Here is a 16,943-nt window from a genome sequence, read left to right as displayed (position 1 = left end):
CATGGCAAAAAATAAAAACTTAATTTATATTGCAGTTTCATTAGTAGTATTTATAGTTTTAGCATTTTTATATTCCACTCCTGTATTTTCAGGAAAACAGCTTTTCCAGCATGATATTGTACAGTACAGAGGAGGAGCAAAAGAACTGCTTGACTACAGAGCCAATACCGGAAATGAAACCTATTGGAGTGACTCCATGTTTGGGGGAATGCCGACTTATCAGATGGGAAGCCAGTTTAAAGGTGATATCATCAAAAAAATAGACAGCAATCTGAATTTCCTGCCAAGGCCGGTTAATTATCTCTTCCTGCTATTTGCAGGTTTTTTCCTTTTGGGAATGGTAGTGGTCAGAAATTGGAAATATGCTCTTTTAGGAGCCACTTTCTTCGGGCTTTCAACCTATTTTTATATTATTATTGCAGCCGGACATAATGGTAAAGTCAATACCATTGAGTATTTTGCCCCGTTGCTAGCCGGAATTTTACTGGTGTATATCAGGAAACAATACATCTGGGGGTTCATTGTCACTACCCTTTTTATGGGTCTTCAAATTGCTGCAAACCACCCACAAATGACCTATTATCTGTTCATTGCGTTAGGATTCTTATTCCTTTCTGAACTGATCAGAGCCATCCAGAAAAAGACACCGATGAAGCACTTCCTTATTTCATCAGGGATTATCGCAGCAGCATGTGTTATTGGAGTAGGAATGAATTCACAAAGAATCATGGCCAATTCTGAATATGTAAAAGAAACAGTTCGTGGAAAGCAGATTTTAAATAACGACAGCCATACTTCGGGAAAATCCGGAATGGACAAAGAGAGTATGCTGATGTGGAGCTATGGGCAGCTGGAAACTTTAAACCTTTTCATTCCAAGATTAATGGGTGGAGGAAGCCAGGAACCTGAAGGAAAAGAAATCATGAACAGAGTTCAGGAACTGGTTCAGGAAAATGTAGGTTCACAGGCTGAAATGGATAGAATTTCCAAAGGTTTCAGCGGAGTAACTTACTGGGGAGACCAGCCGGGAACATCAGGACCTGCTTATCAGGGAGCTATCGTATGTTTCCTTGCCTTATTAGGATTCTTTTTTGCTTCAAAAAAATACCGTTACTGGATTTTGGGAGCTTCCATCCTGACCATTTTACTGGCTTGGGGAAGTAACTTTATGCCATTATCGGATTTCTTTATCGATTATGTACCGTTCTATAATAAATTCAGAGCTCCTTCTTCAATCTTAGTGGTAGTAGAGTTATTATTCCCATTAATTGCCATTTTGGGATTATACAGATTCTTTACAGATGAAAAGTTGACTGAAGAATATAAGCAGAAAATTCTGATGTATGTAGGAGGTGGAACGTTAGGATTTTTATTGATTCTTTTAATCTTTGGAAAATCATTGTTAGGTTTTGCTACAGAAAACGAGAAAACCTACTTCCCTCCTTTCCTGCTTGATTATCTTGTAGATGAAAGATATAAACTATTCAGAATAGATGCCATAAAAGCATTCATTTATGTAGCGATTACTGCGGCAGCTCTATTCTTAACTTTAAAGAAAAAGCTTAATCAGAATATTGCTTTGGTAGTGATTGGGCTTGTAAGTTTATTTGACCTTTGGACGGTAAACAAGCGTTACTTAAACGATGAAAACTATGTAGATAAAATCTTTGCTGAAAATCCTTTCCAGACAGAAAGTTCAGACCTGTTGGCTGAAAAAGTACAGGGAAATCCAAACCTGGAATCTATTTTATCCAATGTTAACATCAACAAAACATTGGAAACTATTGCTGAGAAAGACAAAACACACTACAGAATTTACAACCAGACATTAGGAGTTACCAGCGAAACCAATACCTCTTATTTTAAGGCTTCCATCGGCGGTTATCACGCTGTAAAATTAAGAAGATATGACGATGTACTGAATGAATACATCAATAGTATTGACAGTGTAAAAACACCTAATGTATTAAATTTACTGAATGCTAAATACATGGTTTTCGGAGGTCCTGAGCAGCCGCAGGTTGTTCCTAATCCTAAAGCTAATGGCAATGCATGGTTTGTAAGCGATTTAAAATTTGTAGATACTCCTAATCAGGAAATAAAAGCGATCGGGACTATTGACAACAAAAAAACGGCTGTCATTGCTTCATCTGACAAATCATATTTTGATAACAAACCTGTTCAGGCAGATTCTACGGCATTTATCACTCTTACGAAATATCAGCCTAACGAACTTGAATTTAAATCTCAGTCGAAAACACCTCAATTGGCTGTATTCTCTGAAGTTTATTATCCTCATGGATGGAAAGTGTTAGTAGACGAGAAAGAAGTTCCTTATATCAAAGCAGATTATTTGCTTCGTGCCGTACATGTTCCGGCAGGAAACCACCATATCAGAATGGTTTTTGAACCTGAAGTGATTGAAAAAGGAAAATGGCTTTCTCTTCTTTCGTTCGGATTATTTATCCTGTTGGCTGCATTTGGACTTTTCTGGATGAATAAGAACAAGAAAAAAGAGATTGTAGCTGAACAGAATGCTTAAACAATATAAATAGTGTTGCGCAATGAGATTCTTCACTGCGCTACGCTTGGTTCAGAATGACAAAGACCATTAAGTAAAAAATGGAACAGAAGAAAATATTGATTATCACCTATTACTGGCCTCCTGCGGGAGGTCCTGGTGTTCAAAGATGGCTGAAGTTTGCAAAATATCTACCTGATTTTGGTTGGAAACCTATCATCTATACTCCGGAAAATCCAAGCTATCCATTGCTGGACGAAACACTGATGAAAGATGTTCCGGAAAATATCGAGATGGTAAGAACCAAAATCTGGGAACCTTATCAGCTTGCTGAAAAACTGAATAAGAGCAATAAAAAATTCAAAGCCGGACAATTTGATGTAGGCAAAAACCAAAGTTGGAAATCTAAACTTTCAATTTGGGTAAGAGGTAATTTTTTCATTCCTGATGCCAGAGTTTTTTGGGTAAAACCATCCGTTACATTTCTGGAAAAATACCTGAAAGAAAATAAAATAGACACCATCGTTACTTCCGGTCCGCCACACTCTCTGCATTTGATTGGTTTAGGGCTAAAAAATAAAATACCGGATCTGAAATGGGTTGCTGATTTCCGTGATCCATGGACAGAGATTTCTTACTACAAACATCTGAAATTAACTAAAAGTTCGGATAAAAAACACCGCCAGCTGGAAAATGCTGTATTTAAGAATGCAGACATCACTTTGGCTACAAGTTATACTGATGCTGAAAACTTCAGAAAGGCCGGAGCTAATGCATTTTGTATTACGAATGGATTTGATGAAAGCGATTCAAGCAAAAAAGCAGGTGAAAATAAAAATTCACAAATTGAAAAAGCATTTACGCTAAGCTATATCGGAGTTTTGGAACAGCTGAGAAACCCTGAAAATCTTTGGAAAGCACTCGACGAACTGGTGAAAGAAAATGCTGAATTTACGGCTGATTTTAAGTTGAAATTTGTAGGACGAATAGATGATAAAATCCTCCACTCCATTGAAAATTCAAGTCTGAAAAATCATATTCTGAATCTTGGATATCTTGCCCATGGGAAAGCTGTTGAAGAAATGCAAAACTCGGATATGCTTCTTATTACCAATTTCCCGAACGAAGCTTCAAAAGGAATTATCCCTGGAAAAATATTTGAATATCTGGCTTCAGGAAAGCAGATTCTATCTTTCGGTCCGGACAAAGCAGATGTCGCAAAAATTCTGGAAGAAACGCAGGCAGGAAAGCATTTCAGTTATCAGGATACAGAAAACATTAAAAAGTTTATTCTTGAAAAATATGAACTGTGGAAAAATGACAGCCTTATTGAAAACCCCCAGCATATTGAACAATTTTCAAGAAAAAATCTTACTCAGCAACTGACTGAAGTTTTGAAATAAAAAAGAAAGGAAGTTAGAGGCTGGAAGTTTATTCCAGTCGCTAACTTCTAACTTCTAACTTCTAACTTCTAACTTCTAACTTCTAACTTCTAACTTCTATATTGTCCACTGGTCATTCACAACAGCAATCAGGTAATATTTACCCTGAAATTCTTCAAATACAAAACGAACAGTTTTCCAATCCATTTCACCGGATTTTTCAGTTCCTTTGATATAGTTTTCCGTAAAATCAGCTTTTGGATAAATTTCCTTTAAATTATTCAGGGAATTACCTCCACCGATAAATTTATTCAGTGAATATTGTGATGTTGTAAAATCTTTAGAAAACACCCATTTTCCTAGATAATCATTGATCGTTGCTTTGTAAGGATCACCTGAGCCGTCCTGTGCTCCCCAGGTAAACAAGGTTTTGGTAGGCTGATATTTTTCAAAATCTGCTTTAGAAAAATGTTTATCTTCCTTCAGATTAACAAAAGCGTACATTGAAAAACGAACTCCTTTTTCGGGATGAATCAAAGAGGTAAAAGTAGTATAATCTTTTGTTTTTAGTGCTTTCAAAACCTCATCATTAGTCTGCTTTAAAACGGCTTCTTTATCAGCATGAGTCTGAACAATACCTGCACTGTCTGTTTTATTTTGTGCGATAGAATCTATTTCACTGGGAACAGGTTTTCCGGCTTCTTTTTTGCAGGCTACAATCATACTCAGAGCGAAAACCGCGATCAATAATTTTTTCATATTTTACATTTTGAAATTGGTAAAAAACACCAAAACTGATGCCAAGTGGTAAATGATGTAAAGAGATAAAGACTATGAGAGTTGATGGGTTCGGGCTTCTCATTTTAAAAATTACATCGTACATTTGTTAGATGGAAATGTTGGATATTCTGATTATCGGAGCCGGACCAATCGGTTTAAACTGCGCCCTTGAAGCTCAAAAAAACAATCTTAGTCATGTAATCATAGAAAAAGGAACCATTGTCAATTCACTGTACAATTATCCTTTGTACATGCGTTTTTTCTCCACTGCTGAAAAGCTGGAAATTGATGAGATTCCCTTTATTTCTACTGCTCCAAAGCCGGGGAGGCAGGAAGCTCTGGAATACTATCAGGGCATTGCAAGACAAAAAAGCCTGAATATTAACCTGTATGAAAAAGTTCTGAGCGTTTCAAAGAAGGATGAGATATTTGAGATCAAAACCACCAAAGCAAATTATCAGGCTAAAAATGTAGTCATCGCTACGGGGTTTTATGATATTCCTAACCTGATGAATATTCCCGGTGAAGACCTTCCTAAAGTTAAGCATTATTATACGGAACCTTACCCTTACGCAAAGCAGAAAATTGTGGTGGTAGGCTCCAGTAATTCTGCTGTAGATGCAGCCCTGGAAACCTACAGAAAAGGAGCTGAAGTGACTATGATTGTCCGTCATGCCGAGATTTCAAAAAGTGTAAAATATTGGGTAAAACCCGATATTGAAAACAGAATTGCAGAGGGCAGCATTAAAGCTCATTTTAATGCAGAAATGATCGAGATTAAAGAAAATTCTGTTGTTTTTAAAGATGAGAACGGAGCTATTCATGAAATTGACAATGATTTTGTACTGGCCATGACAGGCTATCTTCCTGATTTTGATTTTCTGAAAAATTCAGGAATAGAACTTAACGGGGACTGCCTGAATCCATTTTACAATCCTGAAACTATGGAAACTAATATTTCCAACCTTTACCTTGCAGGAGTTGTATGCGGAGGAAAAGATACTCATCTATGGTTTATTGAAAATTCAAGGATTCATGCGAATATGATCATCAATTCGATTCTTTCCAGATTTTCATCGTAAATGATTACAGATATTAAAAAAAGGTTTCGGGCAATTTCTGCGAAATTGCCCGAAACCTTTTTATTTAATCAAAAGCGTTATATCATCTCTTTTTCTACCTTATTTTTATCCTTAAGCATCCATGGAACGATAAAATAAAAACCAATAGCGATAACTGCCGCCAGAACTCCTGTTCCGATCCATAATGCATTGAAACCTAATTTTTCTGCTATCAGTGTTCCTATATAAGGTGTTACAATAAACGCAATGGAGAATGACATTCCGTTCAGTCCCATGTAAGCGCCTTTATTGTTCTCTCCCGAACGTAATGCCGTAATCGTTGACATAAAAGGAAGTGTCCAAATTTCTCCCACGCAAAGCAATGTCATAGAAAGCACAAGGGTAATCAGACTGTAATCGAAAGCCAGCATGGCATAGGAAATCCCACACAGGAAAGTCCCGAACAGCATTGTAAAGGCTAAAGTAAAATACTTCTCAGCAATCTGTACCAGCCCCATTTCAAGCAGAACTATCAGAAAACCACTGTATCCCAGAATATATCCGATATTCTGCTGACTTAGATGAGCTGTATCCTTATAAAATATCGTCAGGGTACTGAACAGCTGGAAGAAACATATGGAAAACAGCATACAGAATATACAATAAATAAGGAATTTACTGTCGCGGTAGGGTGAACTTTCTTTTTTAATAATAATAGCTTCTTTTACCTTTTTTGCTTTCAGTTTAGCTAATCGTGCCCGGTTTTTAAAGAACCAGATATACATCAATCCTGCCAGCAAAGCAGCTAATGCATTGCTGAAAAACAGAAATTCATAAGAAATAGCCGACAAAATACCACCCAGTGCAGGACCAATAGAAAACCCAAGATTAACGGCCATACGATTGAGCGAGAAAGCACGGGTAATATTTTCAGGTTTTGCATATTTGGTAATCGCCACCGAGTTTGCGGGACGGAACGTTTCACTTACAATACTTTGGGCTAAAATAATTCCTGCCAATCCGGCTTCTGTTGTAAAAAGCGGAATCAAGCAGAATAAAGGAACGCTGAGCAGCAAACTCAGACTCTGCACCCTGTACTCTCCTATTTTATCCGTAATCATACCTCCAAGCCATGATCCGATAACCGAACCTATTCCAAAAAAACTCAGTACAATTCCGGAATTTTCAATACTGAAATGCAAATGATTCGTCATATAAACTCCCAGAAACGGAAGTACCATAGAACCAGCCCTGTTGATGAGCATTACCAACGCCAGCATCCAACTCTCCTGCGAGAGTCCTTTGAAAGAACTCGTATATACGTTAATTAATCTCACAATAATATTTTGGGGAAATTTGACAGTGCAAAATTAGATAAAAATAACCCAAAAGTCTTTGTTTAAACCCTATTTTTATCAATAACCTTCAACAGACAATCAACTTTAATCTGAAAAAACAGTTTTATCTGCTACATAAAAACAATAAACTTTTATAAAAATCGTAAATTGCAGTAAAAACAGATGCTTTTATACTGAATTCAGTTAGAAACATAATAAAATTTTAACCAATACTGAAGAATGATAACCTACGAAAATTTACATGATACGCTATCTTTTTACAGTATTGACTGCTGCCAATCCTATTACATTTCTTCCGGAAAACCCATTTTTGAATTTCCAAAAGCTCCTTTCAGAATGGATTATTATGCACTATGTATCTGTACTGCCGGAGAAATCAATATTGAAATAGACCGTCAGAAATACAAAGTAGATGCTGACAGCTTTCTTATTGCAGCACCTTCTACCATTGTGAAATTTGGAAAAACCAGTGATGATTTTACGATGAAACTGCTGTTCTTCGACAAGAACTTTCTGATTAAAAATATTTCCAATCCTTTTATCATTGAGAAAATGAATCTTTTCTCCAAAGGCTCATACAGTATTGTAAAAACTACGGTAACCAATTCTTCACTTCTGCAAAATCTTCTGGATTACCTCGATAAAAAATCGAAAAAGCAGGGAAAATTTACAGAGGAGATTATCCGTACCATTATTTTCAATCTTCTGCTGGAGACTGCTGAGATTATGGAACAGGAAAATGCTGCAAATCCGGAAAAAGAAGAAGGAAAAAAAGATCTTTATCTGAAATTCAGTAAACTGATCAGAGAAAACATAACCAGAGAACGAATGGTTCAGTTTTATGCGGATCAACTTCATGTTTCCAATAAATACCTCATCGAAATCATTAAGAAGTCAAGCGGAAAAACACCTCATGAAGTGATTGATGAAGCATTACTGAAGGAAGCGTATGTCATGCTTGGAAACCCTGAGATCACCATATCGGAGATCGCCTTTGAGCTTCAGTTTAACTCAGCATCAGCTTTCGGCCGTTTTTTCAAAAAACATACGGCACTTTCCCCTTCGGAGTACAGAACTAAAGAAAATATTCAGTCATGAGAATTTGGGGATAATAATTCTGAACTTGGGGATATATATCGCTTTCTGAATAGAGGTACCTTTATACTGTTAATTAAAAACAATAAAAGATGAGTACGATCAATTCAAAATTCGATAAAGTTTTAAATGCCTCTGAGCAGTTTGGAAATGTAAACCACGAACCGGATTCAAGCAAAGAAGTTCAGATTAACACTCCTGAAAAGACGATGCCTTTTTCCGACCAGATCGGAAACTACCAGCGTAATAAAGGCATCCCTTTACAATCTTACGAAAACAGTAAAATCTATATTGTTGGAAGCGGAATTGCCGGCATGTCGGCAGCGTATTATTTTATCCGTGATGGCCGTGTACCCGGCAAAAATATTATTTTCCTCGACCAGCTGAATGTGGAAGGCGGATCTTTGGATGGAGCCGGTAACGCAAAAGACGGTTACATCATCCGTGGAGGTAGAGAAATGGATATGACTTATGAAAATCTATGGGATATGTTCCAGGATATTCCGGCTTTGGAACTGCCTGCTCCTTATAGTGTATTGGATGAATACCGTCTTGTTAATGACAACGACCCGAATTACTCTAAAGCAAGATTGATCCACAACCAAGGACAGATTAAAGATTTCAGCAAATTCGGACTTGAGAAAAAAGATCAGCTGGCGATTGTAAAACTCCTGCTTAAGAAAAAAGAAGAACTGGATGATCTTACGATTGAAGATTATTTTTCTCAATCTTTCCTCAACAGTAATTTCTGGTTCTTCTGGCGTTCTATGTTTGCCTTCGAAAACTGGCACAGCTTACTGGAACTGAAACTGTATATGCACAGATTCCTTCACGCCATTGACGGAATGAAAGACTTCTCATGTCTTGTATTCCCCAAATATAACCAGTACGACACGTATGTAACTCCATTAAAAAACTTCCTGGTGGAAAAAGGGGTGCAGATCCAGTTTAATACTTTGGTAAAAGATCTTGATATTCATATTAATACGGAAGGAAAAACTGTAGAAGGAATTATCACTGAACAAAATGGCGAAGAAGTAAGAATACCGGTTGGTAAAGACGACTACGTTATTGTAACTACCGGATCTATGACAGAAAGTACGTTCTACGGTGACAACAATACCGTTCCTGAGGTTACGATAGACAACAGCAGTGCAGGACAAAGTGCAGGATGGAAGCTTTGGAAAAATCTTGCTGCAAAATCTGAAGTATTCGGGAAACCTGAAAAATTCTGTAGCCACATTGAAAAATCTTCATGGGAGTCTGCTACCTTAACCTGCCGTCCTTCTGCTTTCACAGAGAAACTGAAAGAACTGTGTGTAAATGATCCTTATTCAGGAAGAACAGCCACAGGAGGTATTATTACCATTACAGATTCTAATTGGGTAATGAGCTTTACCTGCAACAGGCAACCGCACTTCCCTACTCAGCCGGATGACATCCTTGTAGTTTGGGTATATGCTTTACTGATGGATAAAGAAGGTAATTATATCAAAAAAACAATGCCTCAGTGTACCGGGAACGAGATTCTGTCCGAGCTTTGCTACCACCTTGGAATAACAGATCAGCTGGATAATGTCACAGAAAATACCATTGTACGTACCGCATTCATGCCTTATATCACGTCTATGTTTATGCCTAGAGCGATGGGAGACCGTCCGAGAGTGGTTCCTGAAGGATGTACCAACTTAGGTCTTGTAGGACAGTTTGTAGAAACCAATAATGATGTTGTCTTCACCATGGAAAGCTCTGTAAGAACTGCGAGAATAGCTGTTTACAATCTTCTTAACCTTAATAAACAAGTGCCGGATATCAATCCGTTACAATATGACATCCGACATTTACTAAAAGCTACCCAGGCTTTGAATGACTATAAACCTTTCTTAGGAGAAGGGATTTTAAGAAAAATATTAAAAGGAACTTATTTTGAACATATTCTGGTAAACCGTCCGGAAGAAAAAGAAGAACATGAATCTTTCTTAACCAGATTTCAGGAATGGGTAAAAGGAGTAAAAGACTAAAAATAAATCTCATGGATTTTAAAAATATAACGATAGCGGGAAGCGGCGTATTAGGATATCAGATCGCTTTCCAGACGGCCTATCACGGTTTCAACGTTACCGTATATGATATCAATGATGAAGTATTGGAAAAAGCCAAAGGTAAATTCACCGCTTTAAGTGAAGCTTACAAAAAAGATCTGGGCGCAACGAAGGAACAACTTGATGCCACATTTAAAAATATCAATTATTCATCAGACCTTGCTGAAGCAGTTAAAGATGCCGATCTTCTGATAGAAGCAGTTCCAGAAGATCCAGCAATTAAAACAGAATTCTACCATAAGCTGGCTAAGGTTGCCCCGGAAAAAACAGTATTTGCAACGAATTCTTCTACTCTTCTTCCAAGTCAGTTTGCTGAGGATACAGGAAGACCGGAGAAATTTGTAGCCCTCCATTTTGCCAATGAAATCTGGAAGCACAATACCGGAGAGGTAATGCGGCATCCGGGAACTTCTCAGGAGGTATTTGATTCTGTAATCAGATTTGCGAAAGCGATTGGAATGGTAGCACTGCCTATCCAGAAGGAACAACCCGGGTATATTGTCAATTCATTATTGGTTCCGCTGCTTGGCGCTGCAGTCAATCTCTGGGTTGATGAAGTATCAGATATAGAAACCATTGATAAGACATGGATGGTAGCTACAGGAGCACCTGCAGGGCCATTTGGTATTCTGGATATTGTAGGAATTACGACGGCTTATAATATCAATAAGATGGAAGCTGAAGAAACTCAGGATCCGTTAAAGATAAAAGCTGTAGAAAAATTAAAAAAAGAATATATTGATAAAGGAAAACTGGGAGTATTGACCGGGGAGGGATTTTATAAATATCCGAATCCCGCCTATCAGGACAAGGATTTTCTGAAGTAGAATCCTACACTTCAAGATTTTAAGCTATTAAATAATAAAAGCAGGACTTGTATGAAGTCCTGCTTTTTGTTTTTATGATCTATTCCTTAAAATTATTCAGGTTTATAAGAATCTTTCAATGTTACTGTTCTGTTAAATACCAATGTATCATCTGTAGAATCCTGATCTTTCGTAAAATATCCGATTCTCTGAAACTGTAATGGTTCTCCCACAGCAACTTCTTTCAGGCTCGGTTCAGCAAATCCTTTCACTGTAGTTACAGACTCAGGATTGATGAAGTTTAAGAAATCTACATCTTTTTCCGCATCAGGCTGTTCCACTGTAAACAGTTGGTTGTAGATTCTTACTTCTACAGGAATAGCATGTTTTGCAGATACCCAATGTAAAGTTCCTTTTACTTTTCTTAAACTTTCCTCTGTTCCGCTTCCTGACTTACTCTTCTCATCATACGTAGCGTAGATCGTTGTAATCTCACCATTTTCATCCTTCTCCACTCTTTCGGCTTTGATGATGTAAGCAGACTTCAAACGAACTTCTCCTCCTAATTTAAGTCTGAAGAATTTATTGTTAGCTTCTTCTTTGAAATCTTCACGTTCAATATAGATTTCTCTTGAAAATGGTACTTCTCTTGTTCCTGCATTTTCCTGTTCAGGATTATTCTCAGTTTCTAACCATTCTTCCTTATCTTCCGGATAGTTTTCAATCACTAATTTCACTGGATCTACTACTGCCATTACACGCTTGGCAACCTTATTCAGGTCTTCACGCACGCAGAAATCCAGTAACTGAATTTCGATAAGGTTTTCTCTTTTCGCTACCCCTACTTTTTCAATAAAGTTTCTGATAGAAGTAGGAGTAAATCCTTTTCTTCTCATCCCTGAAATAGTAGGCATTCTAGGATCATCCCATCCGGTTACTACTCCTTCAGCTACCAATCTTTGCAGCTTTCTTTTGGAAGTAATCATATAGGAAACATTCATCCTTGCAAATTCTCTCTGCTTGTTTTTAACATTTCCTTCTTCATAAACCTGATCTAAATACCAGTTATACAAAGGTCTGTGATTTTCAAACTCCAAAGAACAAAGTGAATGTGAAACCTGTTCTATATAATCGGATTCACCATGAGCCCAGTCGTACATCGGATAAATTTTCCAGGCTGTACCGGTTCTGTGGTGAGGTTTATTCAAAATTCTGTACATCACAGGGTCACGCATATTCATGTTGGGTGAAACCATGTCAATTTTTGCACGAAGAGACATTGAACCACTTTCAAATTCTCCGTTTTTCATCCTTTCGAATAAATCTAAAGACTCTTCAACAGGACGATTTCTGTATGGGGATTCAATTCCCGGCTCTGCAGGATTTTTTCTTTGCTCAGTAATCACTTCAGACGGCTGCTCATCTACGTAAGCTTTTCCTTCTTTAATTAACCGAACTGCCCAATCATAAAGCTGCTGGAAGTAATCGGATGCATACAAAACTTTATCCCATTTGAAACCTAACCATTCTACATCTTTCATAATAGAATCTACGAATTCCTGTTCTTCTTTCTCAGGGTTCGTATCGTCGAAACGAAGGTTTACCGGAGCATTGTATTTTTCACCAAGCCCAAAGTTGATGCAGATGGCTTTTGTATGCCCTACATGCAGATAACCATTGGGTTCAGGTGGAAAACGGAAACGGATCTGATCTCTTCTTAAACCGTTTGCCAGATCATCTTCTATAATTTGCTCAATAAAATTGAGTGATTTTTTTTCTTCTTCCATTAAAGTAGCTTTTATTTTTTTTGCAAAAAAAGTTTCACAAAGTTACGGAAAAATAAGCTTTTGTAAAAGTGGTAATTTAAATGCCTTACCTGTTGTATTTCAATATTTTTCACTAATTTCGGAAAGCTAATACCATTTTAACCATTAACCGTTATGGCCGTTTATATCTTAAGCAACCGGAAAATTATCCGGCATAAAGGTGAAAGAGTAGACTCTTTTTCCAATGAAGAATACTCGATTCCCAATTTCAGGATCGCCAAATGCAATTTTGACAATTATAAGGACTCTACTGCACAGGCCAAAAAGAAAAAAGACTATACCAACAGAAACATTTTAGATTACAAACTTTTTTCTGAGCCTGAAAAACAGGGGTATGAAGAGGTTTTAGACGTTCTGTTGAGCGAAAAAGGAATTAAAAACTCCCCTCTTAAAGCCAATAATCTTGGTGGCACCCAAAGAATGTTTTATGAATTGTACAAAAACATGTCTTCTACAAAAGACAGAAGCGATGTCATGATATTCATCCATGGTTATTTATATGATTTTGATGATGAGTTAAAAGCCATACTTGATCTGAAAAAAATATTTATTGATAATCCATCCTCTCCTGTTGAGCATATTTTATTTGTAAGCTGGCCCGCCTCCAGCAGTATAATCCCATTGAGTTATTTTGATGATAAAGCTTCCAGCATCAATTCGGGAACATCTTTGATGAGATTGTTCTATTTCTATACTCAGTTTTTAAAAGATATTTTTTCCAACCGGGATCTTGCTCCCTGCAATCAAAGAATACATCTTGTGGCTCACTCTATGGGAAACAGAGTGCTTCAAAGTATGTTATACAGCCTTAAAAGGGAAAATATCCTTCGTGTTATCGACCAGGTCATCCTGTTAAATGCTGACGTGAGCTATAAAGTATTTGAAGATGCTGAGGATTCATTTAATAAGCTGCCCTTACTGGCTAACAGGATTTCTATTTACTTAAACAGACAGGATATTATTCTGGCGGCTTCTCAGTTCACGAAAAATATTCTCACTCCAAGGCTGGGTAAAAATGGTCCGAGCGGTATTGATCAATATAAAGATATTGTGTCTGTCATCGACTGTACCTTTGTAAAAGATGATCTTCTCAATAGTCTTAAATATGAAGTAGGAAATCATTGGGGATATCTTTCAAGCTCGCAGGTACAGCATGATATTTTCCAAAATTTATATGGAATTGACAGAAATCTTATTTCCAACAGATCCAAAGATAGTGAAAACATTTTCACAATTTTTTCTTAACAAATAATTAAAATAATCTCCAAAAAATGAATTATAAGTTAAAAATCAGCTAAGAAATATCAGTATGGCACAATGATTGCTAATTCATTTATTAGGGAATTACAATTTTTAATTATGGGACAGATTAAAAAAAGGTTTTCTGATATATTAAACTATATAAAGAAAGCCATTTTCGTAAAAGATGTGATTTAATTGAGTAACAACCTCTAAATCAACAAAATATTCGATCTATAACTGCCAGGTCCTCCTACAGACCGGATTAAAAAAAATTCAAATATTCTGAACAGGAAGGGATTGCAGGTAAAAAACTGAAACCAACCAAATTCATATTCAACACTATCTAAATATTTCAGGGAAATTGTTAAATAATATTAAATAATTCCCCACATGTTGTATAATTCAAAATAGTTATCGACATTTACTTACCAATCAAATAAAATCAATAACATGAAAAATCTAAAGAAAATCAAAAGAGGAGAATTAAAAAAAATCAAAGGAGGAAGACCACCTCTTGGATGCAACAGTTGGAATCCGGTTGCCATGTGCTGCAGATCATGGGCTCCTGACTATTGTGGACAAACTACCTGTCCGGATTCACCTCCACCATTATGCTAATTAATTTTTAACAGTTATATTTTGAACCACAGCAGCTCATTTCTGAGTTCTAAATCGGATTCAAAATTATTGACAAATAAAGCTCCAGTGCCTAAACCTTGAGGCATTGGATTTTTTTTGGTAAATGTATACTGAGCAATGGCGTTCAAGCCGATATTACTTTCCAAAGCTGAAGTAATCCACCAACCTATATTCTGATTTTCTGCCAGAGAAATCCATTCATCTGAACCAGAAAATCCTCCTACTAAGGCAGGTTTCAGAATAATATATTGAGGATTTATCCTTTCTAAAAGTTGTTTCTTTTTTTCAGGATCAATAATTCCGATCAGTTCTTCATCCAATGCAATCGGAGTAGGTGTTCTTGCACATAGCTCAGCCATATCATCCCAATTTCCAGCCTTGATAGGCTGTTCAATGGAATGAATATGAAGATCAGCAAGTTGTTGTAAAACAGTAACCGCTTCCTCTTTACTGAATCCCCCATTGGCATCCACACGAAGTTCCAGTTGTTCTTTGGAGAACTTTTCTCTTAATTTCTGAAGAATAACATGCTCAGATTTCCAGTCGACACCAATTTTTAATTTGATACAGTGAAAGCCTTTTTCCAGTTTTTCCTGAATCTGTTCTTCCATATACGCTGCGTCGCCCATCCATATCAGACCGTTGATGGTAATGGCAGACTTTCCTTCGGTAAATTCACTTGGAAAATATAGACTGCCTCCATATCTTAAATTCTGAATGGCCTGCTCATATCCAAACCAGATGGAAGGAAATTCTTTCAGTTCTCCTTTCAAAAAGTCGGTATCCTGATTGATATTCTCACAAAGCCACTTCAGTTTTTCTTCATAATCGGGTCTGTCATCAAAACTCAGTCCTCTGAAGATAGCGCATTCCCCTACTCCTTTTCTTCCATCTTCGGAAATGGTCAGAATAAAAGTCTCTTTATCAAGCAAAACGCCGCGAGATGTTCCACTCGGGCGTTTAAATTGTAATAAATATTGTAAGTATGTTGCTTCCATTTATTTCACGCTGTCGATACGCATAAATTCTTCAGCTTTTTCTACCATTTCAATACTTCCGCAGAAGAAAGGAATTCTTTGGTGAAGTTCTGTAGGCTCTATTTCAAGAATTCTTCTGAATCCATCAGTTGCTTTTGCTCCTGCCTGCTCTGCCAGAAAGGCCATTGGATTACATTCGTATAAAAGTCTTAATTTACCATTCGGAGCTTGTGAATAAGAAGGATAAATATAAATACCTCCTTTCAGCATGTTTCTGTGGAAGTCTGCTACCAAAGAACCGATATATCTTGAAGTATATGGGCGGTCTCCTTCTTCCATCTGGCAGTATTTAAGGTAGTTTTTTACTCCCTGAGGAAATTTGATATAGTTACCTTCGTTAATAGAATAGATTTTACCCGTTTTTGGGAAAGTCATGTTAGGATGAGAAAGATAATATGTTCCTAAAGATGGATCTAATGTAAATCCGTTTACTCCATTTCCTGTTGTGTAAACAATCATGGTAGATGAACCGTAAATAACATATCCTGCAGCAATCTGGTTGATTCCTTTCTGTAAAAAGTCTTCCAACTGTACCGGTGTTCCAGGTTCTGTAACTCTCCTGTAGATCGAGAAAATAGTTCCTACGGAAACATTTACGTCAATATTGGAAGATCCGTCCAAAGGATCAATTAATACAACATATTTACTCAAATGTCCGTTTTCACCACATTTAATATCAATAAAGTCGTCATTTTCTTCAGAAGCAATACCACAAACAACCTCTCTCTGAGACAAAGCCGTAATAAAAATTTCGTTAGCGATAACGTCTAATTTCTGCTGCTCTTCTCCCTGAACGTTTTGGTTTCCTGCAGCCCCTGTAATATCTACGATTCCGGCTTTATTTACTTCTCTGTTTACCACTTTCGAAGCCAATCTTATTGCACTTAGAAGACGAGAGAATTCACCTGTAGAATACTGAAAATCGTCCTGTTTATCTATAAGAAATTCTCCTAAAGTCTGTAATGGTTGATTTGACATATTTTTCTTTTTACGTTTTGCCCAAATTTCGGAAAATTTATTGCATTAAGAAAATTTAATTAAAAAAGAGATTAAGTACTGTATTTCAACACAATACAAATAAAACATAACATAAC

Annotated in this window: 13 protein-coding genes; 8 read left to right on the top strand and 5 right to left on the bottom strand. The window is 36.9% G+C overall.

All coding sequences use genetic code 11. The features are described 5' to 3' along the window. Position 1 precedes the first annotated feature (1 nt). Positions 2–2,542 (top strand): YfhO family protein, encoded by a 2,541-nt coding sequence (locus A1704_RS14045; RefSeq protein WP_062674386.1) that lies wholly within the window; start codon positions 2–4, stop codon positions 2,540–2,542. 80 nt (positions 2,543–2,622) lie between these two features. Next, positions 2,623–3,924 (top strand): glycosyltransferase family protein, encoded by a 1,302-nt coding sequence (locus A1704_RS14040; protein ID WP_062674384.1) that lies wholly within the window; start codon positions 2,623–2,625, stop codon positions 3,922–3,924. A gap of 96 nt (positions 3,925–4,020) precedes the next feature. On the opposite strand, the gene A1704_RS14035 is transcribed toward A1704_RS14040, so the two are convergent. After that, positions 4,021–4,662, bottom strand: a complete 642-nt coding sequence (locus A1704_RS14035) for a hypothetical protein (RefSeq protein WP_062674382.1) — start codon at positions 4,660–4,662, stop codon at positions 4,021–4,023. A 131-nt stretch (positions 4,663–4,793) separates the two neighbouring features. Here A1704_RS14035 and A1704_RS14030 point away from each other — a divergent pair, with 131 nt between their 5' ends. Further along, complete coding sequence (locus A1704_RS14030) at positions 4,794–5,765, top strand: YpdA family putative bacillithiol disulfide reductase (protein ID WP_062674380.1); 972 nt, start codon at positions 4,794–4,796, stop codon at positions 5,763–5,765. A gap of 77 nt (positions 5,766–5,842) precedes the next feature. On the opposite strand, the gene A1704_RS14025 is transcribed toward A1704_RS14030, so the two are convergent. Then, on the bottom strand, positions 5,843–7,024 hold the full coding sequence (locus A1704_RS14025) for an MFS transporter (RefSeq protein WP_082798794.1): 1,182 nt from the start codon (positions 7,022–7,024) through the stop codon (positions 5,843–5,845). Between the two features lie 297 nt (positions 7,025–7,321). Between A1704_RS14025 and A1704_RS14020 the strand changes: the two genes are divergently transcribed. The 3 genes from A1704_RS14020 (at position 7,322) to A1704_RS14010 (ending at position 11,126) form a co-directional block, all read left to right on the top strand. Continuing rightward, complete coding sequence (locus A1704_RS14020) at positions 7,322–8,200, top strand: AraC family transcriptional regulator (RefSeq protein WP_062674376.1); 879 nt, start codon at positions 7,322–7,324, stop codon at positions 8,198–8,200. An 89-nt stretch (positions 8,201–8,289) separates the two neighbouring features. Beyond that, a complete protein-coding gene (locus tag A1704_RS14015) occupies positions 8,290–10,218 on the top strand; it encodes an oleate hydratase (RefSeq protein ID WP_062674374.1) in 1,929 nt (642 codons plus the stop codon). A gap of 11 nt (positions 10,219–10,229) precedes the next feature. Further along, positions 10,230–11,126: a 3-hydroxyacyl-CoA dehydrogenase gene (locus A1704_RS14010; protein WP_062674810.1), complete on the top strand. Its 897-nt coding sequence runs from the start codon at positions 10,230–10,232 to the stop codon at positions 11,124–11,126. Between the two features lie 92 nt (positions 11,127–11,218). Here A1704_RS14010 and A1704_RS14005 read toward each other — a convergent pair whose 3' ends face one another. After that, on the bottom strand, positions 11,219–12,892 hold the full coding sequence (locus tag A1704_RS14005; protein ID WP_062674372.1) for a glutamine--tRNA ligase/YqeY domain fusion protein: 1,674 nt from the start codon (positions 12,890–12,892) through the stop codon (positions 11,219–11,221). 153 nt (positions 12,893–13,045) lie between these two features. On the opposite strand from A1704_RS14005, the gene A1704_RS14000 reads away from it, so the two are divergent. After that, on the top strand, positions 13,046–14,176 hold the full coding sequence (locus A1704_RS14000) for an alpha/beta hydrolase (RefSeq protein WP_062674371.1): 1,131 nt from the start codon (positions 13,046–13,048) through the stop codon (positions 14,174–14,176). Positions 14,177–14,623: 447 nt separating this feature from the next. Then, the gene (locus A1704_RS24505) at positions 14,624–14,791 is read left to right on the top strand and encodes a bacteriocin-like protein (RefSeq protein WP_157885773.1); all 168 of its coding nucleotides are present in this window, start codon (positions 14,624–14,626) and stop codon (positions 14,789–14,791) included. Positions 14,792–14,805: 14 nt separating this feature from the next. Here A1704_RS24505 and A1704_RS13995 read toward each other — a convergent pair whose 3' ends face one another. Both A1704_RS13995 and fbp read right to left on the bottom strand, forming a co-directional pair. Beyond that, positions 14,806–15,810, bottom strand: coding sequence for an o-succinylbenzoate synthase (locus tag A1704_RS13995; RefSeq protein ID WP_062674369.1), 1,005 nt, complete (start codon positions 15,808–15,810; stop codon positions 14,806–14,808). Further along, positions 15,811–16,827: a class 1 fructose-bisphosphatase gene (gene fbp / locus A1704_RS13990; RefSeq protein ID WP_034695188.1), complete on the bottom strand. Its 1,017-nt coding sequence runs from the start codon at positions 16,825–16,827 to the stop codon at positions 15,811–15,813. Positions 16,828–16,943 lie beyond the last annotated feature (116 nt).

This window comes from Chryseobacterium cucumeris (genome assembly GCF_001593385.1).
In the GTDB taxonomy this organism is placed as follows: domain Bacteria; phylum Bacteroidota; class Bacteroidia; order Flavobacteriales; family Weeksellaceae; genus Chryseobacterium; species Chryseobacterium cucumeris.
This window is presented reverse-complemented; position numbering and strand designations above follow the sequence as displayed.

What these genes read in the sequence shown, in the direction of transcription:
- A1704_RS14000 (WP_062674371.1), top strand. Translation starts at nt 13,046, where the DNA reads ATGGCCGTTTATATCTTAAGCAACCGGAAAATTATCCGGCATAAAGGT.
- A1704_RS14015 (WP_062674374.1), top strand. Translation starts at nt 8,290, where the DNA reads ATGAGTACGATCAATTCAAAATTCGATAAAGTTTTAAATGCCTCTGAG.
- A1704_RS14020 (WP_062674376.1), top strand. Translation starts at nt 7,322, where the DNA reads ATGATAACCTACGAAAATTTACATGATACGCTATCTTTTTACAGTATT.
- A1704_RS14030 (WP_062674380.1), top strand. Translation starts at nt 4,794, where the DNA reads ATGGAAATGTTGGATATTCTGATTATCGGAGCCGGACCAATCGGTTTA.
- A1704_RS14005 (WP_062674372.1), bottom strand. Translation starts at nt 12,892, where the DNA reads ATGGAAGAAGAAAAAAAATCACTCAATTTTATTGAGCAAATTATAGAA.
- A1704_RS14045 (WP_062674386.1), top strand. Translation starts at nt 2, where the DNA reads ATGGCAAAAAATAAAAACTTAATTTATATTGCAGTTTCATTAGTAGTA.
- A1704_RS14040 (WP_062674384.1), top strand. Translation starts at nt 2,623, where the DNA reads ATGGAACAGAAGAAAATATTGATTATCACCTATTACTGGCCTCCTGCG.
- A1704_RS13995 (WP_062674369.1), bottom strand. Translation starts at nt 15,810, where the DNA reads ATGGAAGCAACATACTTACAATATTTATTACAATTTAAACGCCCGAGT.
- A1704_RS14010 (WP_062674810.1), top strand. Translation starts at nt 10,230, where the DNA reads ATGGATTTTAAAAATATAACGATAGCGGGAAGCGGCGTATTAGGATAT.
- A1704_RS14035 (WP_062674382.1), bottom strand. Translation starts at nt 4,662, where the DNA reads ATGAAAAAATTATTGATCGCGGTTTTCGCTCTGAGTATGATTGTAGCC.
- A1704_RS14025 (WP_082798794.1), bottom strand. Translation starts at nt 7,024, where the DNA reads ATGCTGGCGTTGGTAATGCTCATCAACAGGGCTGGTTCTATGGTACTT.
- A1704_RS24505 (WP_157885773.1), top strand. Translation starts at nt 14,624, where the DNA reads ATGAAAAATCTAAAGAAAATCAAAAGAGGAGAATTAAAAAAAATCAAA.
- fbp (WP_034695188.1), bottom strand. Translation starts at nt 16,827, where the DNA reads ATGTCAAATCAACCATTACAGACTTTAGGAGAATTTCTTATAGATAAA.